Origin of the sequence: Paracoccus sp. J39, assembly GCF_000518925.1 — a bacterium.
Lineage (GTDB): Bacteria > Pseudomonadota > Alphaproteobacteria > Rhodobacterales > Rhodobacteraceae > Paracoccus.
Genome location: NZ_JAEN01000005.1, coordinates 148,497 through 172,082, shown reverse-complemented (window position 1 = coordinate 172,082; position 23,586 = coordinate 148,497). Strand labels below are relative to the sequence as shown.

Here is a 23,586-nt window from a genome sequence, read left to right as displayed (position 1 = left end):
CTCAGGCGGTTTGCAGCGGCGCGCGGCCCATCTGGCGGATCGAGGCGTGCATCCAGAGCGCGCAGAGCCCGACCAGCAGGAACAGCGCCATGAAGCAGCTGGACCACAGCCCGGTCTGGTCGCGCAGCCAGCCGAACAGCAGCGGCAGCGCAAAGCCGCCCAGGCCGCCGATCATGCCCACGAGCCCGCCGACCGCGCCGACATGGCCGGGGTAATAGCTGGGGATGTGCTTGTAGACGGCGGCCTTGCCCAGGCTCATGACGAAGCCCAGCACGAAGATCACCGCCAGGAAGACCGGCACCGGCACGCCCGCCGGGATCGACAGAATCGCCGTCGCGGCCAGCGAGACGAGGAAGGTCGCGTACATCACCGCCCGCGCGCCGATCCGGTCGGAAAGCACCCCGCCATAGGCGCGGAAGATCGAGCCGGGGATGGAATAGGCCGCGCCGATCATGCCCGCAGTCCCGACACCGAAGCCGTAGACCTGCGTCAGGTAATGCGGCAGCCACAGCGCCAGCGCCACGAAGCCGCCGAAGCTGAAGAAGTAATAGGCCGAGAAGCGCCAGACCCGCATCTGGCCCAGCGGCGCGAGCTCGGCCCGCAGCGACGTCTTGCGGCCTTGCCCGGCGGCGGTGACCGGGTCGTCCTTGCTCAGCAGCCAGAACAGCACGGCGGTCAGTGCCAGCGCGCCGGCCCAGATCTGCGCGGTCGCCTGCCAGCCCAGGGCCAGCATGACGAAGGGCGCGGCGAACTTGGTCACCGCGGCGCCGACATTGCCGGTGCCGAAGATGCCCAGCGCCGTGCCCTGCCGTCCCTCGGCATAGAAGCGCGAGACATAGGCGACGCCCACGGCGAAGGAGCCGCCGGCCAGCCCGACGCCCAGCGCCGCCAGCAGCATCTGCGGCCAGGTGCTGGCCCAGGACAACAGGAAGGTCGCGCCGGCGGCGGCCAGCATGGTCAGCGTATAGACGCGCCGCCCGCCCAGCCGGTCGGTCAGCACGCCCAGCGCGATGCGCACCAGCGAGCCGGTCAGGATCGGCAGGCCGATCAGCAGGCCGAACTGGGTCTCGGTCAGGGAAAGCTGCTCGCGGATCTGCAGGCCGATGATCGAGAAGATCGTCCAGACCGCGAAGCAGATGGTGAAGGCGAAGGTCGAGAGGCCCAGAGCGCGGCTGGCCTCGGAGGGCGGAACGGGGGGAACGGCGGGCATGGTGGCTCCGATGCGTTGCTGATGGCGAAGGCTGTCGGAAAGCGCGGCCGGGCGGCGGAAGGCCGCAGCGGATTTGCACTTTCGGAGGAGAGGATCTCCGCGCCCTTGCGGAAACCCGTGCCGCATCATTGCGAGCGGGCCGTTGGCGCGCCGTTGCGCCGGGCCATGAGGCAAGATTGGGTCAGGGCGCGGGCCGGATCAAGCCTTGATGCGGCATCGCAGCATCCGCGGCAGCCTGCGCCCGAAAGCCGGGCAACCCCGCGCCCGGCCTGCCTGCAAAACACTCAACCGGCGAAGGGCGGCTCGAAGACGGTGCCGTCGAAAAAGGCATCGGCGCGCAGAATCATCTGGCCCTTTTCCGCCGCGACCTCGCGGTCCTCGGCCAGCGCGCCTTCCAGCCGGGCCGAGGCACCGGGCAAGGCCGCCCCCGCCTCGCGCAGATGCCGGCGGTAAAGATCGGTGCGGAAATGCGCCATCGCCTTTTCCATCGCCGGCGCCGGCTCCAGCCCGTGGCGCAGGGCGATGCGCTGCGCAAAGAATGCAGCCAGGCTTTTCCAGGGAAAATTCGCCGCCCCGGCATGGAAGGCGACGAAGCCCGGCACATGGCGGATCTCGCCCGAGGGCGTCACCTGCAGCCGCCCGGTCAGCCCGCGCTCGGCCAGCTCGGCCGGCAGGTCCAGATATTCGCGCCGCGACAGGATCTCGGCGGCGGTGTCGCGGTTCTCGGGTTCGTCGAGCCAGCGCCCGGCGCGCCAGACCGCCCGCATCAGCGCGCCGGTCAGCTGCGGCTGGCTTTCGGTGAAGTCGCGGCGCAGCACCAGCCCCTTTTCCGGCGGCGAGGCCCAGATCGCCGTGCCGGGCAAGAGCAGCGCGGCCAGCCCCCGGTCCACCGCGCTCGACGCCCAGGGCTCGCCGACGCAGAAGGCATCGACCTCGCCCGCGGCCATGGATTCGGCCATCAGCGGCGGCGGCACGGTGACGACCTCCAGCGCCGGGTCGAAGCCGCAGGCGCCGAGCCAGTGGCGGATCAGCTCCAGCTGGGTCGAGAAATGGAACGGCACGCCCACCCGCAACCGGCCGGGCGCGGCGCGGTGCAGCGCGAGCCCCGCCTTGCGGGCATCCCAGAAATCGAAATCATGCCCCTGCTCGCGCATGCTGGCGGCCAACGCGGCGCTGACCGCGACCGCCTGCCCGCCCTGCGACAGGAACATCACCAGATCCAGGTCCGGCAACGCCGGCCCCAGCCCCAACGCCTGCGCCACCGGCATCGGCACCAGCATATGAGCCGCCTCGATCAGCCCGGCACCCAGCATGTCGCGGGCCTGCGCCCAGGCGCCCAGCCGCAGCAGCTGGAAGTCCAGCCCCTCCTCGGCGGCAAAGCCCAGCTCGCGCGCCACGATCAGGGGCGCGGCGTCGATCAGCGGCACATAGCCCAGGCGCAGGGGCGTCAGCGGCATGACAGCAACCCCGCGGCCAGGACCAGCTGCTGCGCGATCTCGGCCACGCGCTTGCCCTGATCCATCGCCGTCTTGCGCAACAGCGCATAGGCGGCCTCCTCGTCGATGCCGCGCGCCTTCATCAGCACGGCCTTGGCGCGGTCGATCACCTTGCGCTCCTCCAGCGCCGCGCGGGTGGCGGCCAGTTCGGCCCGCATGCGCTGGAACATGTGAAAGCGCGCGACGGCCGCGTCCAGCACCGGCTTGATGCGGTCCGGCCGCAGCCCGTCCACGACATAGGCCGAGATCCCGGCTTCGACCGCCGCCCGGGTCAGGTGCTCGTCCGAACGGTCCACGAACATCGCCACCGGCCGCTCGGTCGGGCCCGAGGCCAGTGCCAGCTCCTCGAGCACGTCGCGCGAGGGGTTGGCCAGGTCGATCAGCACGATGTCGGGCCGGCATTCGGCGATATGGCGCGCCAGCCCGGTCTCCTCGGAGATGATGCGGATATCGTGGTCGCCGATCTCGCGCAGCCCGTCCACGATCGGGGCGGCGCGCTCCGGGTCGGGCTCGATGACGACGATCGAAAGGCGCTTGTCCATCTGCTTCCTGCTCTTTCCCGTCCCAGCAGGTGCCAGCGGAACCCCGCGCCTGCAACGCATCCGACGCCTCCCCCACCGCGCAGCCACAATCTGCGCAGGAAGCGGGCAGATGCGCAGGGCCGCGCGCAGAGAACGGGCAGAGCGGCAATCGGGCCGAAGCCGGCGCGCTCGGGCCATGATCCCTTGAGCCTGCCGGTTCCTCGGCTAATCTGGCCGCATCCAGACAAGCCGGGGGAACCATGGCCCAGATCATCCTGCTGACGGGCAAGGCCGCCCCCCTGCCCGGCAGCGACCAGCTCAGCGGCATCGACAAGCGCCCGGCGGACCGGCCGCTGGCGCTTGGCCCCGAGGGATTCGAGGGCGACGAACAGGCCGACCGCCGCGTGCATGGCGGGCCGGAAAAGGCCGTGCATCACTATCCGTTCGATCATTATGCAGCCTGGCGCGTGGAGCTTGGACGGCCGCGCCTGGCCGAAACACCGGGGGTTTCACACCCCCGGCCCCCCGTGGAGTATTTAGAAAACGGAGAAATCGGGGGATTGCTGGAGGCGCCCGGCGCCTTTGGCGAAAACATCTCCACCCGGGGGCTGATCGAGGCGGATGTCGCGGTGGGCGACATCTTCCGGCTCGGCTCGGCCTTGGTGCAGGTCTCGCAGGGGCGCCAGCCCTGCTGGAAGCTGAACCGCCGCTTCGGCGTCGAGGACATGGCGCGGCGCGTGCAGCAAAGCGGCCGCACCGGCTGGTATTACCGCGTCCTGCAGCCCGGCATCGTCGCCCCCGGCGACCGGCTGGAGCGGATCGACCGCGTGGCGCCCGACTGGACATTGCGCCGGCTCTGGCATGCGCTCTACGTGGACCGGCTGAACCTGGACGAGCTGCAGGGCATCGCCGCGCTGGAGGTGCTGGCCGAGGGCTGGCGGCGCTATGCCGTGCGCCGGCTGGAAAGCGGCCGGGTCGAGGACTGGTCCAGGCGACTGGAGGGCAGCGCATGAGCCGGCCGCTGATGATCTCGATCCAGAGCCAGGTGGTCATGGGCCATGTCGGCAATTCGGCGGCGGTGTTCCCGATGCTGGCGGCGGGGCTGGAGGTGGCGCCCGTCCCGACGGTGATCTTCTCCAACACCCCGGATTATCCCAGCCTGCGCGGCCGGCCGCTGCCCGGCGATTTCTTTGCCGATCTCCTGCAGGGCCTCTGGGATCGCGGCCTGCCCGGGCGCGCGGATGTCCTGCTGACCGGCTATATCGGCTCGGTCGAGGTGGCGCAGCTGACGGCCGATTTCGTCGCCCGGGCCAAGGCCGCGAACCCGCGCCTGCGCTATTACTGCGACCCGGTGCTGGGCGACGAGCAGCCGGGCCTCTATGTGCCCCGGGAAATCGCCGACACCTTCCGCGACCGGCTGCTGCCCATGGCCGACATCGCCTCGCCCAACCCGTTCGAGGTCGCCTGGCTGACCGGCCAACCCATCGCCGAGCTGGCCGATATCCACCGTGCCGCGCGAGGGCTGCGCATGGCGCCCGAGGCCCAGCTGATCGTGACCGGCTGCCGGCTGCGCGAAACCGCGCCCGGCATGCTGGAAAGCGTGATCCTGGGACCGCAAGGGCTGACGCGCCATCCAACCCCGCATCTGCCGGTGGCGCTGGCCGGGACCGGAGACCTGTTCGCCGGGCTGATCACCGCTGCGCTGGGGCAAGGCCGCAGCCTGGCGCAGGCGGTCGAATTCGCACAGATCCAGACCGCGCGCGCGCTCCGCCAGGCGGCGGAACTCGGCACGAAAGAGGTCGTGCTGTCCGATCCGGCGTTTCGCGCCGCTCTGCTCACCCCCTGATCGGCTTCTTTCTTGCCCAAATATCCCGGGGGAGTCGCGCCGCAGGCGCGGCGGGGGCAGAGCCCCCTAATCCTTGCGCAGCGCGTTCAGCAGCGCCGCGCCCAGGGCGCCGGGCTGCTCCTTGCCCGCAGGGGCGGCGGATTTCGGGCCGCGTCCCGGCTGCGCCTTGGGTCCGCGCTCCTTCTGCGCCTCGCGGGCGGCGGCACCGCCATCCTTGCGCATGGTCAAGCCGATGCGCTTCCTGGCCACATCCACCTCGGTCACCCGCACCCTGACCACGTCGCCGACCTTCACCACCTCGTTCGGGTCCTTGACGAAACGGTCGGCCAGCTGGCTGATATGCACCAGCCCGTCCTGATGCACGCCGATATCGACGAAGGCGCCGAAGGCCGCGACATTCGTCACCGTGCCTTCCAGCGCCATGCCGGGGCGCAGGTCCTTGATATCCTCGACCCCCTCGGCAAAGCTGGCGGTAACGAAGCTCGGGCGCGGGTCGCGGCCGGGCTTTTCCAGCTCGGAAAGGATGTCGCGGATGGTCGGCAGGCCGAAATGCGCGTCGACGAAGGCCTCCGCCCGGATGCCCTTCAGCGCCGCGCCATTGCCCATGATCTGGCGGATGTCGCGGCCGCAGGCGGCGACGATGCGGCGGGCGACGCCGTAGGCCTCGGGATGGACGGCCGAGGCGTCCAGCGGCTCCTTGCCGTCGCGGATGCGCAGGAAGCCCGCGCATTGCTCGAAGGCGCGCGGGCCAAGCCCGCCGACCTTCTTCAGCGCCGCCCGGGACGGGAAGGCGCCGTTCTCGTCGCGCCAGGCCACGATGTTCTGCGCCAGCGACGGTCCCAGCCCGGCCACATGCGCAAGCAGGGGCGCCGAAGCGGTGTTCAGGTCCACCCCCACCGCGTTCACTGCATCCTCGACCACCGCCTCCAGCGTCTTGGCCAGCTGCCGCTGGTCCACGTCATGCTGATACTGGCCGACGCCGATCGATTCGGGCGGCACCTTGACCAGTTCCGCCAGCGGGTCCTGCAGGCGCCGGGCGATCGAGACCGCGCCGCGCAAGGACACGTCGAGCCCCGGGAACTCCTTCGCCGCCAGCTCCGAGGCGGAATAAACCGAAGCCCCGGCCTCGGAGACGATCACCTTCACCGGCGGCTTCACGCCTTCGGGCAGGCGCTTGAGCACCTCGGCCACGAAACGCTCGGTCTCGCGGCTGGCGGTGCCGTTGCCGATGGCGATCAGCTCGATCCTGTGCTTGACGATGGCGGCGGCCAGCGCGGCCTCTGCCCCGCGCAGGTCGGATTTCGGCGGGAACGGGTAAAGCGTCGCAGTCTCGACCAGCTTGCCCGTGCCGTCCACCGCCGCCAGCTTGACTCCGGTGCGGATGCCGGGGTCCAGGCCGATGGTCGGGCGCGGCCCGGCGGGCGAGGCCAGCAGCAGGTCGCGCAAGTTGCGGGCGAAAACCCGGATCGCCTCTGCATGGGCACGCGAGCGCAGTTCGGTCAGCAGGTCGATATACATGGTGTTCGACAGCCGCACCCGCCAGCACCAGCCCACCACCTTGCGCAGCCAGCGGTCGCCCGGCTGATCGCCCAGCCGGCCCAGGGCCGAGGCGACGATGCCCTCGGCCCGCGCCGCGCCGGTTTCCGGCTCGGGCGCGATCTCGATGGTCAGCACCTCTTCCTTGGCGCCGCGCAGGACCGCCAGCGCCCGATGCGCCGGGATCGCGGCCCATTTCTCGGACTGGTCGAAATAGTCGCTGAACTTGGCGCCGACCTGTTCCTTGCCCGGCACCACCTTGGCCGAGATAATCGCCTCGGCCTGCATGAATTCGCGCAGCCGGCCCAGCAGCGCCGCATTCTCGGACAGCTCCTCGACCAGGATGTCGCGCGCGCCGTCCAGCGCCGATTTCACATCCGGCACCGCCTCGGTCAGATAGCCCGCCGCCAGCGCCTCGGGCTCGGCGGCGCGGTTGTCCTGGATGGCGCGCAGCAGCGGCTCCAGCCCGTTTTCCCGCGCGATCATCGCCTTGGTGCGGCGCTTGGGCTTGAAGGGCAGGTAGATGTCTTCCAGCGTGGCCTTGGTTTCCGCCCCGGCGATGGCGCGGGCCAGCGCGTCGGTCAGCTTGCCCTGCCCCTTGATGGATTCGAGGATCGAGGCCCGCCGCGCCTCGAGTTCGCGCAGATAGGCCAGCCGTTCGGACAGCGTGCGCAGCTGCGTGTCGTCCAGCCCGCCCGTCACCTCCTTGCGATAGCGGGCGACGAAGGGCACCGTGGCGCCCCCGTCCAGCAGGGCCGAGGCCGCCGCCACCTGATCGGGGCGGGCAGCGATCTCGGCGGCGATGGTGCGGGCTATGCGGTCGGTTGCATCCACGGGCGGCATCCTCTGAGGTCTGGACCGCCGTCATAGCCAAAACCGGCCCGCGATCCAAGCATCGCGAGATCCGGGCGCCCGCGGTCAGCTCAGCCGCATGGCCGCGCGCAGCTTCTGCTCGAAGGCGGGTTGCAGGCGCGGCATGCGCATGTCGCCCTTGGTGGTCTCCATCGCGCGCCAGAGGTTGGCGATGGCGGCCCAGTTCAGGCCCAGCGGCGCATCCCCGGTCTCGATGAGCTGCACCCGCCCGGCCAGGCGGCGGAAGGCCACGCCCCGCAACAGGGCGTTGGCATGGATCAGCACCTCGTCCTCGAGCTCGGGGTCGAATTGCGCCTCGGCCATGTCCAGGAAACCCGACGCGTCGCCTTCGATGAAGAGGGTCTGCGCCTCGATCAGGTAGCTCTCGCAGATCGAGAAGCCCTGCTCGCACCAATCCGCCAGCGAGCCAGAAAAGCCCAGACCGCCGACCTCGATCCCCGAGACCTGCAGAAAGGTCAGGCTGCCATTGTCGCCATGGGGATAATGCATGCCCGAAGCATGCGTGGCCTTACCATTCACCAACATCACTCACCAACCAACAATTGAGATCACTTAATAGGATGCAATTAAAACGATCCGCATCTTTTCGGCCAGTTGCCCTTTAAGACAGGTAAACAAACCATCAACGCCCCAAGGCTAAGGCGTTGTTTTGCAAGCGACCTGCCGGGAACAAACCACGCCCGGCGCGATCAGCCCCAGGTTGCGGGGTGAGTCGGCGGGCCCTGTCCCTGCCCGCAGCGGTCGCTCGGAAGCGCCACCGGCGGCGGGATGTGGGGCCGGCGACCGGGAACACCGCGGGGGCCCTTTGGGAAAGGGATGCCCGCCATTCCCGCCTTTCCCGGGTCGGCGCCGGGCCTATCGGGCTCCCAGCCGCTCAAGCTCGGGGAACTTGTGCCAGGGCACGTCGGTGCGGTTGCAGATCGGATGATCCAGGCTTCCGCCAGCGGGTTTTCCGTCGCGGATCGGGATGCCGATATTGTGCACGCCGACATAGACGCCCGAGACGTTCTTGCTGTCCGCCCGCACGCAAACGCCCTGCAACCCGTCCGCAAAGGTGGCGACGTTGGAGATCTCGGCATAGCGGATCGAGGCCGGATCGTAGACGAGCCGTTCGGCGCCCTTGACGATCTCGGCCTTCAGGGAATCGCTTGGCGGGACGGATCGCGCGATGATGTCGCCATAGCGATCCGTGCCGGCACAGCCGGCAAGAAGCAACGCGCCACCTGCCAGGGTAAGACCAAGCTTCATTTCATGCTCCTTGCTGAATGGGCGTCACCAGATGCAGGCAGGCTAACGGCGCAGGGCCGCGAAGGGAATACGCCTGCGCGGCCCTGCGGCATCAGGTGCCGCACCTTGCCGCCGTCATGCCCGGCGCGGCAATCCGGTCGCTCAGCGGGCGGACGTGGCGAGCGACGGGGGAGCGCAGCCCGGCCAGAAGCGCATCCGACCGCCCGCCGCGACCGGGTCGCGACATGCCGAAGCGGTTCGCGTCGATCCGGGACGGATTGCGGCCGAGGCAGAGTTATCCTTTGATTGCAAAGTGGTGCGGGTGGAGGGACTTGAACCCCCACGCCTTGCGGCGCCAGAACCTAAATCTGGTGCGTCTGCCAATTTCGCCACACCCGCATCGCGATCCGCACGGCCGGCGGGCGGCGGCGGATCGGCGCTTCTCTTAGCAAAGCCCTCACCGGCTTGCGAGCGGAAAGTTCAGCAGCCCAGGCCGCGCAGCACCGCCGGAATCCGCTCGGGCAGGTCCTCGGCGATCAGGCCGGGGCCGAAATCGCGCGCCGCCTCGGCATGCAGCCAGACGCCGGCGGCGGCGGCCTCCAGCGGTGCGAAGCCGCGCGCCAGCAGCCCGGTGATCATGCCCGACAGCACGTCGCCCGATCCGGCCGTCGCCAGCCAGGGCGCAGCCGCCTCGCCCACGGCGGCGGCGATGCGCGCCTCTCCGCCCGGGGCGGCGATCACCGTGTCCGGCCCCTTCAGCAGCACCACGCAACCGGCGCGCTCGGCCGCCAGCCGCGCCGCATCCAGGCGCGAGAAGGCCGGCCCGGTCTCGGCCGGGGCTTCGAGCCGCTGCGCCAGATCGGGAAACAGCCGGGCGAACTCGCCACCATGCGGGGTCAGCACCGCCCGCGGATGCAGCGCGTCCAGCAGCGCCTCGGGCGCATCGGCAAAGGCGGTCAGCGCATCGGCATCAAGCAGCGCCGCCCGCCCCGAGGCCAGCACGGCCGGCACCAGATCGCGCGCCCGGTCGAGCCCGAGCCCGGGGCCGAGGCCCAGCGCGTTCAAGCGGCGGTCCTCCAGCAATCGCTGCAGCCCGGCCCGGTCGGCGACGGGGCGCAGCATCACCGCATCCAGCCGCGCGGCATTCTCGGCCAGCGCCTCGGGCGGGCAGAGCAGCGTCACCAGCCCGGCGCCGACCCGCAGCGCCGCCCGCGCCGTCAGCCGCGCCGCGCCGCCGCAGCCCGGCCCGCCGCCCAGGACCAGCGCATGGCCGTGGTCGTATTTGTGGCCGGCGCGCTTGGCCAGGGCCGGCACGGGCCCCGCCAGCCGCGCCGGCGCACCCGCCGCCGCCATCCAGCCGTCGAGGCCGATATCGACGATGCGCAGCGCGCCGCTGAGCGTTCCGCCCTGCGCCAGCACATGGCCCAGCTTGGCGCGCTGGAAGCTGACGGTCAGCGCCGCCCCGGGCAGGTCCAGCCCACCCAGCACCCGGCCGCTATCGGCGCAGAGCCCGCTGAGGATGTCCACCGCGACGATGCGGCAGCCCCGCGCCGCCGCCAGCCGCAGGGGCGCCGCGAGCCCGGGTGCCAGCGGCCGCACCAGCCCGGTGCCGAACAGCGCGTCGATGCAGAGGGCACCGGGCGGGAAATCCTCGGGGCCGAGATCGGACAGCGCCGCCACCTCGCCCGGCCAGCAGGCCGCGGCCAGCTGCGCATCCGGGGTCGCGGGCGGTGCCAGCGCCGCCAGCCGCAGCTGCCAGCCGCGCTCGGCCAGCAGCCGCGCCACCACATAGCCGTCGCCGCCATTGTTGCCCGGCCCGCACAGAATCACCGCCCGCCCCGGCCGCTCGCATTCCGGCCACAGCGCCAGCATCTCGCGCACGACGCCCGCCCCCGCCCGCTCCATCAGCGCCGATCCGGTGACGCTGCCACTGGCGATGGCGGCGCCCTCGACCGCACGCATCTCTCGAGTCGTCAGGATCTCGGCCCGCCGGGCCATCTCATCGCACATAATTGAGGCAACCTGCACAATATTGGGGCACATGCCCCGGATTCGCTGTCTGCATGCCGCTTTCCCCATCAAGCCGCATGGACGCGCATCATCAAACCCGCCAATCAGGGCGCAGGCAAGTCGCGAGAGAAGGATCAGGCGATGAAGAAAGTCGAAGCCGTCATCAAGCCCTTCAAACTGGACGATGTGAAAGAGGCCCTTCAGGAAGTCGGCGTGCAGGGCCTTTCGGTCACCGAGGTCAAGGGCTTCGGCCGGCAGAAGGGCCATACCGAGCTGTATCGCGGCGCGGAATATGTGGTCGACTTCCTGCCCAAGGTGAAGATCGAGATGGTGCTGCCCGACGATCTGGTCGAAGCCGCCGTCGACGCCATCATCTCGGCCGCGCGCACCGAGAAGATCGGCGACGGCAAGATCTTCATCCTGCCCGTCGAACAGGCCATCCGCATCCGCACCGGCGAGACCGGCGACGACGCGGTCTGAGCCGCTTCCCGCGCCACAAACCCAACCGATGACCCATGCCCGGCGGCGGCGCCGGGCAGACTGATGGAGGAAGGACCCCAATGACAGTCAAGGACGTTCTGGATCTGATGAAGACGGAGGAGGTCGAATATGTCGACGTCCGCTTCACCGATCCCAAGGGCAAGCTGCAGCACGTGACGCTGGTCGCCGATCTGGTGGACGAGGACTTCTTCGAGGAAGGCTTCATGTTCGACGGCTCCTCGATCGCCGGCTGGAAATCCATCGACCAGTCCGACATGAAGCTGATGCCGGACGCGTCCTCGGCCTATATCGACCCGTTCTATGCCGAAAAGACCCTCTGCGTGCATTGCAACGTCGTCGAGCCCGACACGGGCGAGCCCTATGCCCGCGACCCGCGCGGCACCGCGGTGAAGGCCGAAGCCTATCTGAAATCCTCGGGCATCGGCGATGCGGCCTATTTCGGCCCCGAGGCCGAGTTCTTCCTGTTCGACGACGTGCGCTATTCGGTGACGCCCCAGAAGGTCGCCTTCGAGATCGACTCGGTCGATGCCGCCTGGAACACCGACACCGTCTACGAGGACGGCAACCTCGCGCATCGCGCGGCCCACAAGGGCGGCTATTTCCCGGTGAACCCGGTCGATGCGGCCCAGGACATCCGCGGCGAGATGCTGTCCACCATGAAGCGCATGGGCATCAAGGTCGACAAGCACCATCACGAGGTCGCCACCGCCCAGCACGAGCTTGGCATGATCTTCGGCGGGCTGACCGAGCAGGCCGACAACATCCAGAAATACAAATACGTCATCCACAACGTCGCCGCCGCCTATGGCAAGACCGCGACCTTCATGCCGAAGCCGATGAAGGGCGACAACGGCTCGGGGATGCACGTGAACATGTCGATCTGGAAGGACGGCAAGCCGCTCTTCGCCGGCGACAAATATGCCGACCTGTCGCAGGAGGCACTGTGGTTCATCGGCGGCATTCTCAAGCATGCCAAGGCGCTGAACGCGCTGACCAACCCGGCGACCAACAGCTACAAGCGGCTGATCCCCGGTTTCGAGGCCCCGGTGCTGCGCGCCTATTCGGCCCGCAACCGCTCGGGCTGCGTGCGCATCCCGTGGACCGAATCGCCGAAGGCCAAGCGCGTCGAGGCCCGCTTCCCCGATCCGGCCGCGAACCCCTACCTGGCCTTCGCGGCGCTGCTGATGGCCGGCCTTGACGGCATCAAGAACAAGATCGACCCGGGCCCGGCCTCGGACAAGGACCTGTATGATCTGCCGCCCGAAGAGCTGGCCGAGATCCCGACCGTCTGCGGCAGCCTGCGCGAGGCGCTGGAGGAGCTGGAGAAGGACATGGACTTCCTGCTGGCCGGCGACGTCTTCACCCGCGACCAGCTGGAAGGCTACATCAAGCTGAAATGGGAAGAGGTCTATGCCTACGAGCATACCCCGCATCCCATCGAATACGCGATGTATTACAGCTGCTGAACGGCAGGGACAGCGATGGAAAGGCCGCCCTTCGGGGCGGCTTTTTTCTTGGCGACGCCCGCAGCCGGGCGGTCGTGCCGGGGCCGGGGGCAAAAGCGGCGAAGACCCGGTATTGTTTCGGCGCCCCCGGATCGTCATGCGCGGCAGGTTTCGCGTCCGGCGGGCCCCGGTCATCCCAGTTCTGCAAGGCAGGACGATATCGGTTTCCCGCGGGGGCGGGGGCGGTCGCCCGCCCGCGCGCCGGAACAGGCCCGATCCCCGCCGCAACGTCCCGGCAAGCGCGGCCAGGTCCGATCCGGGCAGCAAAGCGAGGCTGGCCGTTATCCCTGCGTTCCTGTCGCCGCGCTGCCATGCCGGCAGCCTGAAGCGGCCCGCAGGCGAGGTGGCAGCCTTTCCCGGCTGAAAGCAGGGCCGCCTTCGATCCGGATGGCTGCGCTGCCGAAAAGCTCCGCAACCGACGCCGCGGCGATGTCGCCGGCAAGCGGCAAACCCCGCACGACACTCCTCGGGGGTCCGGAAGGCCGGCCGGCACGCGTCCTGTCTTTGACGTCGGAATTTCCGGCCGCAGCCGTGGCATCCTCCCGAGGCCGGAACGGGCGGAAGATCCTCCCCCGAAACCTGCCGATTTAAATACAGTATATCTATCGACTTTAATGAATTTATGGTTAGCTTCTGGGGTCCAGGACGCTTCTTTGGACAGGTTGAACATGACCAACATTCCTTACCGCCCCTTGCTGGCATTGGCTGTCGGCCTTGCGCTCGCCACCCCGCCCGTTCTTGCCCAGGAACCGATCCCCGACGAGGTGCCCGAGGGCACGGTGCTGCGCGTCGGCGACCCCGTCACCCAGAAGGCGCTGGAGATTTCAGGGCTGATCGACGAACTCGGCTTCAAGGTCGAATGGGCCAATATCAGCGGCGGCCCGCAGACCAGCGAGGCCTTCCGCGCCAAGGCGCTGGACCTGGCCAGCGTGGCCGAGATCCCCTCGATCCATGCGACATGGAACGACCTGCCGGTGCGCAACATCGCCTATCGCGAAAGGCAGGACCCCATCGCCCACCCGATCTATCGCTTCGGCGTCACCCCGGCGCTCGGCGACCAGATCGGCAGCATCCAGGACTTCAAGGGCAGGCGCATCGCCTACAGCCCCGGACAGGCGCAGGGCGCGCTGGTGCTGCGCACGCTCGAGGCGGCGGGGCTGGGCCGGGACGACGTGACGCTGGTGGAAATTCCCAGCACCGGCGACGTCTATCCGGTCGCGCTCGGCTCGGGTCAGGTGGACGTCGCGCCGCTGGGCAGCGTCTATATCGCCCGCTACATCCGGCAATACGGCCCGGACGGGGCGCGGCTGGTCGATCACGGCTTGCGCGACGATCCCAGCCATCTCTGGGCGCCGCAATGGGTTCTGGATGATCCGGCCAAGGCGGCGGCCGCCGCGGAATATGTCCGGCTCTGGGCCCGCGCGACGGAATGGATCAACGACCACCCCGAGGAATTCATCCAGGGCTATTACGTCAAGGACCAGAACCTGTCCTATGAGGACGGCAAGGCCGCTGTCGAGCAGACCGGCCGCCAGGTCATCCCCGCAAGCTGGGACGAAGTGATCCAGCGCCACAGCCATACCATCGCCCTGCTGGCCGAGGCGACGGGCAACACGCCCTTCAGCGCCGAGGAGATATTCGACCGCCGCTTCGAGAAAATCGCCGCCGAGGCCCTGTCCAAGGGCTCGAGCGCGGTCAAGAAAGAGGAACTGACCCAATGACCCTGATCGCGACCGACGATTTCAAACCGGCCGCCGCGGCGGCGGCCTTGCAGCCCCGCAGCCGCAGCAGCGCCCGGGTCCGGCTGGGACCCGGCCCGGCCATCCCCTTCGGCATGCAGCTGGGCAGCATCGCGCTGGTGGCGCTGTGGACGCTGGGCTCGGCGCTGGGGCTGATCGACCCGCGCATCCTCTCGGCACCCTGGACGGTGCTGGACGCCTTCCGGCAACTGATCGCGGACGGCCGGTTGCAGGAACATTTCGGCATCTCGGCCTGGCGCGCGGGCACCGGGCTGGTGATCGGGGTCGCCATCGGCACGGTGCTGGCCGTCATCGCCGGCCTGTCGCGGCTGGGCGAGGCGCTGATCGACGGCCCGATCCAGATCAAGCGCGCGGTGCCGACCCTGGCGCTGATCCCGCTTCTGATGCTGTGGTTCGGCATCGGCGAGCAGATGAAGATCATCACCATCGTGCTGGCGGTCATCGTGCCGATCTACATCCACACCCACAACGCCCTGCGCAGCATCGACAACCGCTATGTCGAGCTGTCCGAGACGCTGAACCTGTCGCGCTGGACCTTTATCCGGCAGGTGGTGCTGCCGGGCGCGCTGCCGGGCTTCCTGCTGGGCCTGCGCTTCGCGGTGACGTTGTGCTGGGTCTCGCTCGTGGTGGTCGAGCAGGTCAACGCCACCAGCGGGCTGGGCTACATGATCAACCTCGCCCGCACCTATGGCCAGACCGAGATCATCATCGCCGGCATCGTGGTCTATGCCGTGCTCGGCCTCGCCTCGGACGCCGCCGTCCGCTTCGCCGAAAGGAGGGCCCTGTCATGGCGCCGCACGCTGTCGCAGTGAACCGCTTCACGGTGCAGACGCAGGACCTGCATCGCGGCTTCAACGGCCGCACCATCCTGGCCGGGCTGAACCTGCACATCGCGCGCGGCGAGTTCGTCGCCCTGCTGGGCCGCTCGGGCTCGGGGAAAAGCACCTTCCTCAAGGCGCTGGCCGAGCTTGACCACGACGTCACCGGCTCGGGCAGGCTGGACGTGCCGGAAAACAAGGCCGTGGTGTTCCAGGACGCCCGGCTGCTGCCCTGGCGCACGGTGCTGCAGAACGTGACGCTGGGCCTGCGCGACGCCGATGATGCCGGCCGGCGCATGCTGCAAGAGGTCGGGCTGGCCGGGCGCGAGCATTCCTGGCCGGTCGAGCTGTCGGGCGGCGAACAGCAGCGCGTGGCGCTGGCCCGCTCGCTGGTGCGCGAGCCCGAGCTGCTGCTGGCCGACGAGCCCTTCGGCGCGCTGGACGCGCTGACCCGCATCCGCATGCATGTCCTGCTGAAGGAGCTATGCGCCCGCCACCGCCCCGCCGTCCTGCTGGTCACGCACGACGTGGACGAGGCGATCACCCTGGCCGACCGCGTGCTGGTGCTGGAAGAAGGCGCCTTCGTCGAGGACCTGCAGATCGCGCTGTCCGCCCCGCGCGCGCCCGACAATCCCCGCTTCGGCCAGCTTCGCCGCCACCTGCTTGGCAAGCTGGGCGTTTCGGCCCACTGATTTCAAAGGAAACCGACATGTCCAAGCGACAGCTTCACCTGAACCTCTTCATCTATCCCGGCGGCCATCACGAGGCCGGCTGGCGCTACAGGGGCTCGGACCCGCAGCGCGCACTGGATATCGGCTATTACCAGGAACTGGCCCGCAAGGCCGAGGCGGCGAAATTCGACGCGCTGTTCTTCGCCGACGGCCCGGCGCTGGCGGACAATATCCGCTATGCCAGCCGCTTCCGGCTGGAGCCGCTGACCACGATCACCGCGCTGGCCGCCGCGACCAGCCGCATCGGGCTGATCGCCACCGCCTCGACCACCTATACCGAACCCTACAACCTCGCCCGGCTGTTCGCCTCGGTCGATCACATCTCGCAGGGGCGGGTCGGCTGGAACATCGTCACCACCGGCGCGGCGCAGGCGGCGCAGAACTTCGGGCTGGACGAACATCCGGTCCATGCCGACCGCTACGGCCGCGCGCATGAATTCCTCGAGGTGGTCACCAAGCTCTGGGACAGCTGGGAGGACGAGGCCCTGGTCATCGATCCCGAAAGCGGCGTCTTCGCCGATGACGCCCGCATCCACCGGATCGACCATGCCGGCCCGCATTTCCGCGTGCGCGGCCCGCTGAACATCCCGCGCAGCCCGCAGGGCCGGCCGGTCTATGTGCAGGCGGGCTCGTCCGAGGACGGCCGGCATTTCGCCGCGCTGCATGCCGAGGCGATCTTCACCGCGCACCAGACGCTTGCCAGCGCGCAGGAATTCTATGCCGACATCAAGGCCCGGGCGCGGGGCGTCGGCCGCGATCCCGATCACATCAAGGTGCTGCCGGGCATCAGCCCCTATATCGGCTCGACCACGGCCGAGGCGCAGGCCCTGCATGACGAATTCAACGCCCTGACCCAGCCCGCCTATTCGCTGGACGTGCTGAAGCGGATGACCGGGCTGGACCTGACGGGCCACGATCTTGACGGGCCCTTCCCGCGCCATCTGGTCGCGCCCGATCCCGACCGGGCCGAGGCCAGCCGCTTCAAGCTGGTGCTGGACATCGTGGAACGCGAAAAGCCGACGATCCGGCAGCTCATGCACCGCATCGCCGGGGCGCGCGGGCATTGGGTCTCGGTCGGCACGCCGGAAAAGATCGCCGACGACATCCAGACCTGGTTCGAGAACGGCGCCGCCGACGGCTTCAACGTGATGCCGCCCTGGCTGCATGGCGGCTTCGACAGCTTTGTCGAGCATGTCCTGCCGATCCTGCGCAAGCGCGGCCTGTTCCGCCAGGATTACGCCGGCCGGACCCTGCGCGACCATTTCGGCCTGCCCCGGCCGGAAAACCGTTTCGCGGTGCAACGCGGGATCTCGGCGGCGGAATGAGGCAGGACAGGCAGGGCGCCCCGCGCGCCCCATGGCTGGTGCCGCTGGTCCTGTCGGTGGCGCTGTTCATGGAGAACATGGATTCCACCGTCATCGCCACCTCGCTGCCAGCCATCGCCGCCGATATCGGCACGACCCCCGTGGCGCTGAAGCTGGCCTTCACCGCCTATTTCCTGGCGCTGGCGATCTTCATTCCGGTCAGCGCCTGGCTGGGCGACCGGCTGGGCCCGACCCGCGTGTTCCGCATGGCGATCCTGGTCTTCATGCTGGGCTCGCTGGGCTGCGCCTTCGCCACCTCGCTGGAGGGGTTCGTGCTGGCGCGGTTCCTGGGCGGCATGGGCGGGGCGATGATGACGCCGCTGGCGCGGCTTATGCTGTATCGCGTCACGCCCCGCGCCGGGCTGATGCGGGCGACGGCGACCATGACCATCCCGGCGGTGGTGGCGCCGCTGATGGGACCGCTGGTCGGCGGCGCGCTGACGACCTTTCTCGGCTGGCACTGGATCTTCCTGGTGAACCTGCCCGTCGGGCTGGCCGGCATCCTTGCGGTCGGCGCCCTGATCCGGGACGTGCCGAGAGCGCCCGCCCACCGGCTGGACCTGCGCGGCTTTCTGCTGCTGGCAGTCGCCTTCTCGGGGCTGATGTCGGGACTGTCGCTGGTCAGCCTGCCGATCCTGCCGCTCTGGGCCTCGCTGGCGCTGACGCTGGCCGGGCTGGCGGGAGGTTGGGCCTATCTGCGCCACGCCCGCGCCCATCCGGCGCCGCTGCTGGATCCCGGCATCTGCCGCGACCCGGTGTTTCGCGGCGCGATCACCGCCACCATGGTCTTCCTGATCGGCGCGGGGGCGGTGCCCTTCCTGCTGCCGCTGATGCTGCAGCTGGGCTTCGGGCTGACCGCCTTCGAGGCGGGGCTGATCACCTTCGCCGGCGGCATCGGCGCGATCTCGGCCAAGCTGGTCTCGACCCAGGTCTTTGCCAGCCACGGCTTTCGCAATCCGCTGATCCTCGCCGCCTCGCTTTCGGCCCTGGGCCTTGCCGCCAAGGGCCTGCTGACGCCGCAGACCCCGCATCTGCTGATCGCGGCGCTGCTGATCGGCGGCGGCGTGCTGCGCTCGCTGTTCTTCACCGGCCAGCAGGTGCTGGCGATATCCGAGCTTGCCCCCGAGACCGTCGGCGCCGCGCTGGCCCTGACCACGGTGCTGCGCCCGATCGCGACCGCGCTTGGCGTGGCGCTGGCCGGGGGGCTGCTGGAAATCGGCGGCCGTTCCGAGGGGCTGACGCTCGACGCCTTTCACACGGCGTTCTTCGCCCTGGCGCTGGTCTCGGCCTGCGCGATCCTGCCGCTGATGCGGCTGGCGGCCAGTTCCGGCCATGAAATATCCGGGCAAGCGATCCCCGTTCGCGCCGCCCCATGACCATGATTGCAGGAGAGATTGCATGACACTCGACTACCGCCCCCTTGGCCGCAGCGGCATCAAGGTTTCCGCCATCGCGCTGGGAACCATGACCTGGGGCGAGCAGAACACCGAGGCCGAAGGCCACGACCAACTCGACCGCGCCGTGGATTTCGGCGTCAATCTGATCGACACGGCGGAAAACTACTCGATCCCGCCGCGGGCCGAAACCCAGGGCGCGACCGAGCGGATCATCGGCTCCTGGCTGAAGGCGCGGGGCGGCCGGGACCGGATCGTGCTGGCCTCGAAGGTCTCGGGGCCCAGCGACCGCACCTATCTGCGCGCCGACGGCCGGCCGCCGCGGCTGGACGCCCGGAACATCGAGGAGGCCGTCGAGGGTTCGCTGCGCCGGTTGCAGACGGATTACTTGGACCTCTACCAGATCCACTGGCCGAACCGCCCGGTGCCGCTGTTCGGCAGCGGCCGGCACGCACCCTCGCGCGGGCATGACGGTTCGGAAGTGCCGATCGAGGAAACGCTGGAGGCGCTGGACGGGCTGGTGAAATCCGGCAAGGTCCGCCATGTCGGCCTGTCCAACGAGACCGCCTGGGGCCTGTCGCGCTTTCTGCATCTGGCCGAGACCCGGGACCTGCCGCGCGTCATCTCGGTGCAGAACGCCTACAACCTCGTCAACCGCACCTATGAGCAGGGGCTGGCCGAGTTCCACGAGCGCGAGCAGGTGGGGCTGCTGGCCTATTCGCCGCTGGCGCAGGGCTTCCTGACCGGCAAATACCGCAACGGCGCCCGGCCCGAAGGCGCGCGGCTGACGCTGTTCGACCGCGGCGACCGCTACACCAAGCCCGGCGTGGCCGAGGCGGTGGACGCCTATCTGCAGATCGCCCGCGACTTCGGGCTCGACCCGGCGCAGCTGGCCATCGCCTATGTCACCAGCCGGCCCTTCGTCACCGCCAACATCATCGGCGCCACCAGGGCCGAGCAGCTGGAGGCCGATCTCGGCTCGGTCGAGGTCGTCATCACCCCGGAAATCGAGTCCCGCATCGACGCGGTCTTCCAGCTGCACGGCAGCCCCGCCCCCTGACAGGAGACGCGCATGAATATTTCCCTCAACGCCCCGCATCCCGCCGAAGCCGCCGAGGCGGTGCTGAAACGCTATCGCGAGCCGGCCGCGCTCGCGGGCTGGAATCCGGTTCTCGCCACGCTTCTGGCGCATCGGTCGGTCCGGTCCTACCTGCCGGATGCGCTGGCGCCCGGCACGCTCGAAACGCTGGTCGCGGCGGCCTCCTCGGCGCCGACCTCGTCCAACATCCAGGCCTGGAGCGTGGTGGCCGTCACCGATCCCGCCAAGCGCGACAGGCTGGCCGAGATCGCCGGCGGGCAGGACCATATCCGTCAGGCGCCGCTGATTCTGGTCTGGATCGCCGACCTGTCCCGCGCCGAGGCGGTCGCGGACCGGGCAGGCGTGACGCTGCTGGGGCTCGACTATACCGAGACCTTCCTGCTGGCCGCCATCGACGCGGCGCTGGCGGCGCAGAATGCGCTGGTGGCGGCGGAATCGCTGGGGCTGGGCACGGTCTATATCGGTGCGCTGCGCAACGATCCTGAAGCGGTGGCGCATCTGCTGGGCCTGCCGCGCCGCGCGGTGGCGGTGTTCGGCCTCGTCGTCGGCCGCCCCGATCCCGCGGTCCCGACCGCAGTCAAGCCGCGCCTGCCGCAACCGGCGGTCCTGCACCGCGATGCCTATTCGGCGGCGGCGCAGCCCGAGGCCGTCGCCCGCCACGACCTTGCCACCGAAGCCTTCCGCGCCGAGCAGGGCCTGCCCCGGCAAAGCTGGAGCGAGCTGCTGATCGGCCGGCTGCGCGATGTCGCAGCACTGAAGGGCCGCCACCGGCTGCGCGAGGCCTTCGGGCGGCTGGGCGTCACACTGGGATAGCCGGGCCCGCGGCACCGCTGGCCGGCCCGGCTCCTTTGCTCTTTCCCCGGCGGCGAATCCGGTGGCGGGATTGCACATTCCCGTCATGTGGCGCTAAATCGCCGCCGAAAATCGGGGAAGGGTTCCACCATGAAACATGTCTTTGCCGCCGCGCTGTTCTGCGCTGCCCTTGCCGCGCCCTCGGTGGCGCAGGAAATCAAGATCGGCTACGCGCTGGCCGAGGACAGCCATTACGGCGCCGGCGCCAAGGCTTTCGAGGCCTCGCTGAAGGAAAGCCTGGGCGACCAGTTCAGCTTCCGCCACTTCCCCTCTTCGGGCCTGGGCGGCGAGCGCGAGGTGCTGGAGGGGCTGCAGCTCGGCACCGTCGAGATGACCATCGCCTCGGACGGCACGCTGACCAATTTCGTGCCCGAGGTCGGCGTCTTGGGCGTGCCCTTCCTGCTGCGCGACAAGGACCATGCCCGCAAGGTGCTGGACGGCGAGATCGGCCAGGAAATGCTGGCCAGGTTCGACGATGCCGGCCTGCACGCGCTGGCCTGGGGCGAGCAGGGCTTCCGCCACATCACCAGCAATCGCGGCGCGGTCGAGGCACCGGCCGACCTGAACGGGCTGAAGATCCGCACCATGGAGAATCCGGTGCATATCGAGGCGTTCCGCGCGCTCGGCGCCGCCCCCACCCCGATGGCTTGGCCCGAGGTGATCGGCGCGCTGGAACAGGGCGCCATCGACGGGCAGGAGAACCCGCTTTCGGTGATCGTCTCGGCCAAGCTGAACGAGGTGCAGAAATACCTGACGCTGGACGGCCACGTCTATTCCTCGACCATCATCCTGGTCTCGCCCGCGCTGTGGAACGGGCTGGACGACGCGCAGAAGGCGGCTTTCGACAAGGCGGCCAAGGACGCGGTGGCGGCGATGCGCGCCTATGTCGACGAGGTCGACGCCTCGGGCGTCGCCGCGATGCAGGAGGCGGGGATGCAGGTGAACGAGCTTTCGCCCGAGCAGAAGGCCGCCTTCCGCGAGGCGCTGGCCGGCCCCTACCAGCGTTATGAGGCCCAGTTCGGCAAGGAGCTGATGGACCGCATCCAGGCGGTCGAGTAAGCCCATGCGCCGGATCGAACGCGCCTTCGTCACGCTGAACGGCGCCATCCTCGTTCTGGGGCTGGCGGCGATGTCGGTGATCGTCGGCTGGAACGTCGCGGGCCGGTATCTGACCGGCAATTCGCTGACCTGGGCCGACGAGGTGGCGCGTTACTCGATGATCTGGCTGACCTTCCTGGGCAGCGGCCTGGCGCTGCGCCACGGCACCCATGCCGCCATCACCAATGCGCAGGACGCGCTGCCCACGCGGGGCCAGCTTGTCCTGCGCGCGGCGATCCTGCTGGTGCTGTTCGCCTTTTTCGGCTTCATGGTCTGGGTCGGCATCGACTACATGAACCGCATGGCGATCCAGAAATCGGCGGCCCTGCGGGTGCCGATGAAATGGATCTATGCCGCGATGCCCGCCGGCTTCGCGCTGATGATCGCCCATCTTGCGCTGATCGCGCCGCAATACCTGCGGGCGGGGCTGCAGCATTCCGACGAGGCCCCCCTTGGTTGAGATCCTGGTCGCCGCCTTCCTGATCCTGATGGTCATGGGGGTGCCCATCGCCTTCGCGCTGGCCATGGCCGCCTTCGCGGCGGTGGGCCTGTCGGGCCGCTATCCGCTGGTCGTGGTGGTGAAGGAGATGTTCACCGGCCTCGACAGCTTCCCGCTGCTGGCCGTGCCCTTCTTCATCCTGGCGGCAGAGATCATGTCCACCGGGGCGATCTCGCGCATGCTCTTGCGCTTTGCCTCGCAATTCGTGGGGCATCTGCGCGGCGGCCTGGGCTATGCCAACGTGCTGACCGGCACGCTGTTCGCCGGCATCTCGGGCTCGGCGCTCGCCTCGGCGGCGGGGCCGGGCGCGATGATGGCGCGGATGATGGAGCGCAGCGGCTATTCCAAGGCCTATGCCGGGGCGCTGACGATTTCCGTGGCGGTGATCGACCCGATCATCCCGCCCTCGATCACCATGATCATCTATGCGCTGCAGGACCGCAACACCTCGGTGGGCTCGCTGTTCATGGCCGGCATCCTGCCCGGCATCCTGATCGCGGCGCTGCTGGCGGCGGTGAACTGGTGGATCAGCCGCAAGCGCAACTATCGCAGCCTCGAGCCGCGGCCGCCGGCCGGGCAGATGGTCCGCAACAGCTTCGCCGCCCTGCCCGCCCTGCTGCTGATCGTGCTGATCGTCGGCGGCATCCGCGGCGGCATGTTCACCCCGACCGAGGCCTCGGTCGTGGCGGTGTTCTACGCCATCCTGACCAGCGCCTTCGTCTATCGCGGCTTCACGCTGGCGGACCTGTGGGGGGCGTTCCTGCGCTCGGCCATCATGTCTGTGGCGGTGCTGATGATCCTGGCCGCCGCCCGCGCCTTCGCCTGGGTGCTGATCATCGAGGGCGTGCCGCAGGCCATGGCCGACGCGGTGATCGCCATGGACCTGTCGCCCATCGCCTTCCTACTGATGGTGAACCTGCTCTTGCTGGGTTTCGGCATGTTCATGGACCCGCTGCCGGGGGTGATGATCCTGGTGCCGATCCTGGCGCCCATCGCCCACAACCTGGGCATCGCCGCGGATCATTTCGCCATCATCGTGATCGTGAACCTGACCTTCGGGCTGATGACGCCGCCGGTCGGCGGGCTGATCTTCGTCGTGGCCTCGGCGACCAAGCAGAAGCCCTCGGCGCTGATCCGCGAGCTGCCGCCCTTCTTCCTCGCGGCGCTGGCCTCGTTGCTGATCCTGACCTTCGTGCCGGCGCTTTCGACCTGGCTGCCGCAGGTCAGCGGCTTTTCCCGCTAGGCC

At 69.3% G+C, this 23,586-nt stretch carries 21 protein-coding genes and 1 tRNA gene; 14 read left to right on the top strand and 8 right to left on the bottom strand.

The window, feature by feature from the left end; genetic code table 11:
• Window position 1: 1 nt before the first annotated feature.
• The 3 genes from L632_RS0107170 to L632_RS0107160 form a co-directional block, all read right to left on the bottom strand.
• On the bottom strand, window positions 2-1,210 hold the full coding sequence (locus L632_RS0107170) for a nitrate/nitrite transporter (protein WP_028713867.1): 1,209 nt from the start codon (window positions 1,208-1,210) through the stop codon (window positions 2-4).
• Window positions 1,211-1,494: 284 nt separating this feature from the next.
• Window positions 1,495-2,667 carry a CmpA/NrtA family ABC transporter substrate-binding protein gene (locus tag L632_RS0107165; RefSeq protein WP_028713868.1) on the bottom strand — a complete coding sequence of 391 codons (1,173 nt, stop codon included), beginning with the start codon at window positions 2,665-2,667 and terminating at the stop codon, window positions 1,495-1,497.
• Complete coding sequence (locus tag L632_RS0107160; RefSeq protein WP_028713869.1) at window positions 2,658-3,248, bottom strand: ANTAR domain-containing response regulator; 591 nt, start codon at window positions 3,246-3,248, stop codon at window positions 2,658-2,660. The genes L632_RS0107165 and L632_RS0107160 overlap by 10 nt, the downstream gene beginning before the upstream one ends.
• Window positions 3,249-3,487: 239 nt before the next feature.
• On the opposite strand from L632_RS0107160, the gene L632_RS0107155 reads away from it, so the two are divergent.
• On the top strand, window positions 3,488-4,240 hold the full coding sequence (locus L632_RS0107155) for an MOSC domain-containing protein (protein WP_028713870.1): 753 nt from the start codon (window positions 3,488-3,490) through the stop codon (window positions 4,238-4,240).
• Window positions 4,237-5,073 carry a pyridoxal kinase gene (gene pdxY / locus L632_RS0107150; protein WP_028713871.1) on the top strand — a complete coding sequence of 279 codons (837 nt, stop codon included), beginning with the start codon at window positions 4,237-4,239 and terminating at the stop codon, window positions 5,071-5,073. The genes L632_RS0107155 and pdxY overlap by 4 nt, the downstream gene beginning before the upstream one ends.
• A gap of 66 nt (window positions 5,074-5,139) precedes the next feature.
• Here pdxY and L632_RS0107145 read toward each other — a convergent pair whose 3' ends face one another.
• The 5 genes from L632_RS0107145 to L632_RS0107125 form a co-directional block, all read right to left on the bottom strand.
• Window positions 5,140-7,452 carry a Tex family protein gene (locus L632_RS0107145; RefSeq protein ID WP_156933630.1) on the bottom strand — a complete coding sequence of 771 codons (2,313 nt, stop codon included), beginning with the start codon at window positions 7,450-7,452 and terminating at the stop codon, window positions 5,140-5,142.
• Window positions 7,453-7,527: 75 nt separating this feature from the next.
• Complete coding sequence (locus L632_RS0107140) at window positions 7,528-7,971, bottom strand: hypothetical protein (RefSeq protein WP_230376301.1); 444 nt, start codon at window positions 7,969-7,971, stop codon at window positions 7,528-7,530.
• Window positions 7,972-8,337: 366 nt separating this feature from the next.
• Window positions 8,338-8,730 carry a hypothetical protein gene (locus L632_RS0107135; protein ID WP_028713874.1) on the bottom strand — a complete coding sequence of 131 codons (393 nt, stop codon included), beginning with the start codon at window positions 8,728-8,730 and terminating at the stop codon, window positions 8,338-8,340.
• Between the two features lie 293 nt (window positions 8,731-9,023).
• Window positions 9,024-9,108: transfer RNA gene (locus tag L632_RS0107130), tRNA-Leu, on the bottom strand.
• An 81-nt stretch (window positions 9,109-9,189) separates the two neighbouring features.
• Window positions 9,190-10,719 carry a bifunctional ADP-dependent NAD(P)H-hydrate dehydratase/NAD(P)H-hydrate epimerase gene (locus L632_RS0107125; protein ID WP_028712802.1) on the bottom strand — a complete coding sequence of 510 codons (1,530 nt, stop codon included), beginning with the start codon at window positions 10,717-10,719 and terminating at the stop codon, window positions 9,190-9,192.
• Between the two features lie 141 nt (window positions 10,720-10,860).
• Between L632_RS0107125 and L632_RS0107120 the strand changes: the two genes are divergently transcribed.
• The 12 genes from L632_RS0107120 to L632_RS0107065 all read left to right on the top strand — a co-directional run bounded on the left by L632_RS0107120 (window position 10,861) and on the right by L632_RS0107065 (window position 23,583).
• Entirely contained in the window at window positions 10,861-11,199 is a 339-nt protein-coding gene (locus tag L632_RS0107120; protein ID WP_028712803.1) for a P-II family nitrogen regulator, read from the top strand.
• Between the two features lie 80 nt (window positions 11,200-11,279).
• Window positions 11,280-12,686, top strand: coding sequence for a type I glutamate--ammonia ligase (gene glnA, locus L632_RS0107115; protein ID WP_028712804.1), 1,407 nt, complete (start codon window positions 11,280-11,282; stop codon window positions 12,684-12,686).
• A gap of 707 nt (window positions 12,687-13,393) precedes the next feature.
• On the top strand, window positions 13,394-14,446 hold the full coding sequence (locus L632_RS22180) for an ABC transporter substrate-binding protein (protein ID WP_051416224.1): 1,053 nt from the start codon (window positions 13,394-13,396) through the stop codon (window positions 14,444-14,446).
• On the top strand, window positions 14,443-15,297 hold the full coding sequence (locus tag L632_RS0107105; RefSeq protein WP_036697523.1) for an ABC transporter permease: 855 nt from the start codon (window positions 14,443-14,445) through the stop codon (window positions 15,295-15,297). The genes L632_RS22180 and L632_RS0107105 overlap by 4 nt, the downstream gene beginning before the upstream one ends.
• Window positions 15,273-15,995: an ABC transporter ATP-binding protein gene (locus L632_RS0107100; protein WP_028712806.1), complete on the top strand. Its 723-nt coding sequence runs from the start codon at window positions 15,273-15,275 to the stop codon at window positions 15,993-15,995. The genes L632_RS0107105 and L632_RS0107100 overlap by 25 nt, the downstream gene beginning before the upstream one ends.
• A gap of 17 nt (window positions 15,996-16,012) precedes the next feature.
• Window positions 16,013-17,359 carry an LLM class flavin-dependent oxidoreductase gene (locus L632_RS0107095; protein WP_028712807.1) on the top strand — a complete coding sequence of 449 codons (1,347 nt, stop codon included), beginning with the start codon at window positions 16,013-16,015 and terminating at the stop codon, window positions 17,357-17,359.
• Entirely contained in the window at window positions 17,356-18,774 is a 1,419-nt protein-coding gene (locus L632_RS0107090; RefSeq protein ID WP_051416225.1) for an MFS transporter, read from the top strand. The genes L632_RS0107095 and L632_RS0107090 overlap by 4 nt, the downstream gene beginning before the upstream one ends.
• A gap of 22 nt (window positions 18,775-18,796) precedes the next feature.
• Window positions 18,797-19,852 (top strand): aldo/keto reductase, encoded by a 1,056-nt coding sequence (locus L632_RS0107085; protein WP_028712809.1) that lies wholly within the window; start codon window positions 18,797-18,799, stop codon window positions 19,850-19,852.
• 12 nt (window positions 19,853-19,864) lie between these two features.
• A complete protein-coding gene (locus L632_RS0107080) occupies window positions 19,865-20,704 on the top strand; it encodes an NADPH-dependent oxidoreductase (RefSeq protein WP_156929466.1) in 840 nt (279 codons plus the stop codon).
• Window positions 20,705-20,833: 129 nt separating this feature from the next.
• The gene (locus tag L632_RS0107075; protein ID WP_028716537.1) at window positions 20,834-21,802 is read left to right on the top strand and encodes a TRAP transporter substrate-binding protein; all 969 of its coding nucleotides are present in this window, start codon (window positions 20,834-20,836) and stop codon (window positions 21,800-21,802) included.
• A 4-nt stretch (window positions 21,803-21,806) separates the two neighbouring features.
• Window positions 21,807-22,301: a TRAP transporter small permease gene (locus L632_RS0107070; RefSeq protein ID WP_028716536.1), complete on the top strand. Its 495-nt coding sequence runs from the start codon at window positions 21,807-21,809 to the stop codon at window positions 22,299-22,301.
• Window positions 22,294-23,583: a TRAP transporter large permease gene (locus L632_RS0107065; protein ID WP_028712813.1), complete on the top strand. Its 1,290-nt coding sequence runs from the start codon at window positions 22,294-22,296 to the stop codon at window positions 23,581-23,583. The genes L632_RS0107070 and L632_RS0107065 overlap by 8 nt, the downstream gene beginning before the upstream one ends.
• Window positions 23,584-23,586 lie beyond the last annotated feature (3 nt).

Bases quoted from the DNA above. Each gene is read 5' to 3' on its own strand.
- L632_RS0107170 (WP_028713867.1), bottom strand. From the start codon at position 1,210: ATGCCCGCCGTTCCCCCCGTTCCGCCCTCCGAGGCCAGCCGCGCTCTG.
- L632_RS0107165 (WP_028713868.1), bottom strand. From the start codon at position 2,667: ATGCCGCTGACGCCCCTGCGCCTGGGCTATGTGCCGCTGATCGACGCC.
- L632_RS0107160 (WP_028713869.1), bottom strand. From the start codon at position 3,248: ATGGACAAGCGCCTTTCGATCGTCGTCATCGAGCCCGACCCGGAGCGC.
- L632_RS0107155 (WP_028713870.1), top strand. From the start codon at position 3,488: ATGGCCCAGATCATCCTGCTGACGGGCAAGGCCGCCCCCCTGCCCGGC.
- pdxY (WP_028713871.1), top strand. From the start codon at position 4,237: ATGAGCCGGCCGCTGATGATCTCGATCCAGAGCCAGGTGGTCATGGGC.
- L632_RS0107145 (WP_156933630.1), bottom strand. From the start codon at position 7,452: ATGCCGCCCGTGGATGCAACCGACCGCATAGCCCGCACCATCGCCGCC.
- L632_RS0107140 (WP_230376301.1), bottom strand. From the start codon at position 7,971: ATGCATTATCCCCATGGCGACAATGGCAGCCTGACCTTTCTGCAGGTC.
- L632_RS0107135 (WP_028713874.1), bottom strand. From the start codon at position 8,730: ATGAAGCTTGGTCTTACCCTGGCAGGTGGCGCGTTGCTTCTTGCCGGC.
- L632_RS0107125 (WP_028712802.1), bottom strand. From the start codon at position 10,719: ATGTGCGATGAGATGGCCCGGCGGGCCGAGATCCTGACGACTCGAGAG.
- L632_RS0107120 (WP_028712803.1), top strand. From the start codon at position 10,861: ATGAAGAAAGTCGAAGCCGTCATCAAGCCCTTCAAACTGGACGATGTG.
- glnA (WP_028712804.1), top strand. From the start codon at position 11,280: ATGACAGTCAAGGACGTTCTGGATCTGATGAAGACGGAGGAGGTCGAA.
- L632_RS22180 (WP_051416224.1), top strand. From the start codon at position 13,394: ATGACCAACATTCCTTACCGCCCCTTGCTGGCATTGGCTGTCGGCCTT.
- L632_RS0107105 (WP_036697523.1), top strand. From the start codon at position 14,443: ATGACCCTGATCGCGACCGACGATTTCAAACCGGCCGCCGCGGCGGCG.
- L632_RS0107100 (WP_028712806.1), top strand. From the start codon at position 15,273: ATGGCGCCGCACGCTGTCGCAGTGAACCGCTTCACGGTGCAGACGCAG.
- L632_RS0107095 (WP_028712807.1), top strand. From the start codon at position 16,013: ATGTCCAAGCGACAGCTTCACCTGAACCTCTTCATCTATCCCGGCGGC.
- L632_RS0107090 (WP_051416225.1), top strand. From the start codon at position 17,356: ATGAGGCAGGACAGGCAGGGCGCCCCGCGCGCCCCATGGCTGGTGCCG.
- L632_RS0107085 (WP_028712809.1), top strand. From the start codon at position 18,797: ATGACACTCGACTACCGCCCCCTTGGCCGCAGCGGCATCAAGGTTTCC.
- L632_RS0107080 (WP_156929466.1), top strand. From the start codon at position 19,865: ATGAATATTTCCCTCAACGCCCCGCATCCCGCCGAAGCCGCCGAGGCG.
- L632_RS0107075 (WP_028716537.1), top strand. From the start codon at position 20,834: ATGAAACATGTCTTTGCCGCCGCGCTGTTCTGCGCTGCCCTTGCCGCG.
- L632_RS0107070 (WP_028716536.1), top strand. From the start codon at position 21,807: ATGCGCCGGATCGAACGCGCCTTCGTCACGCTGAACGGCGCCATCCTC.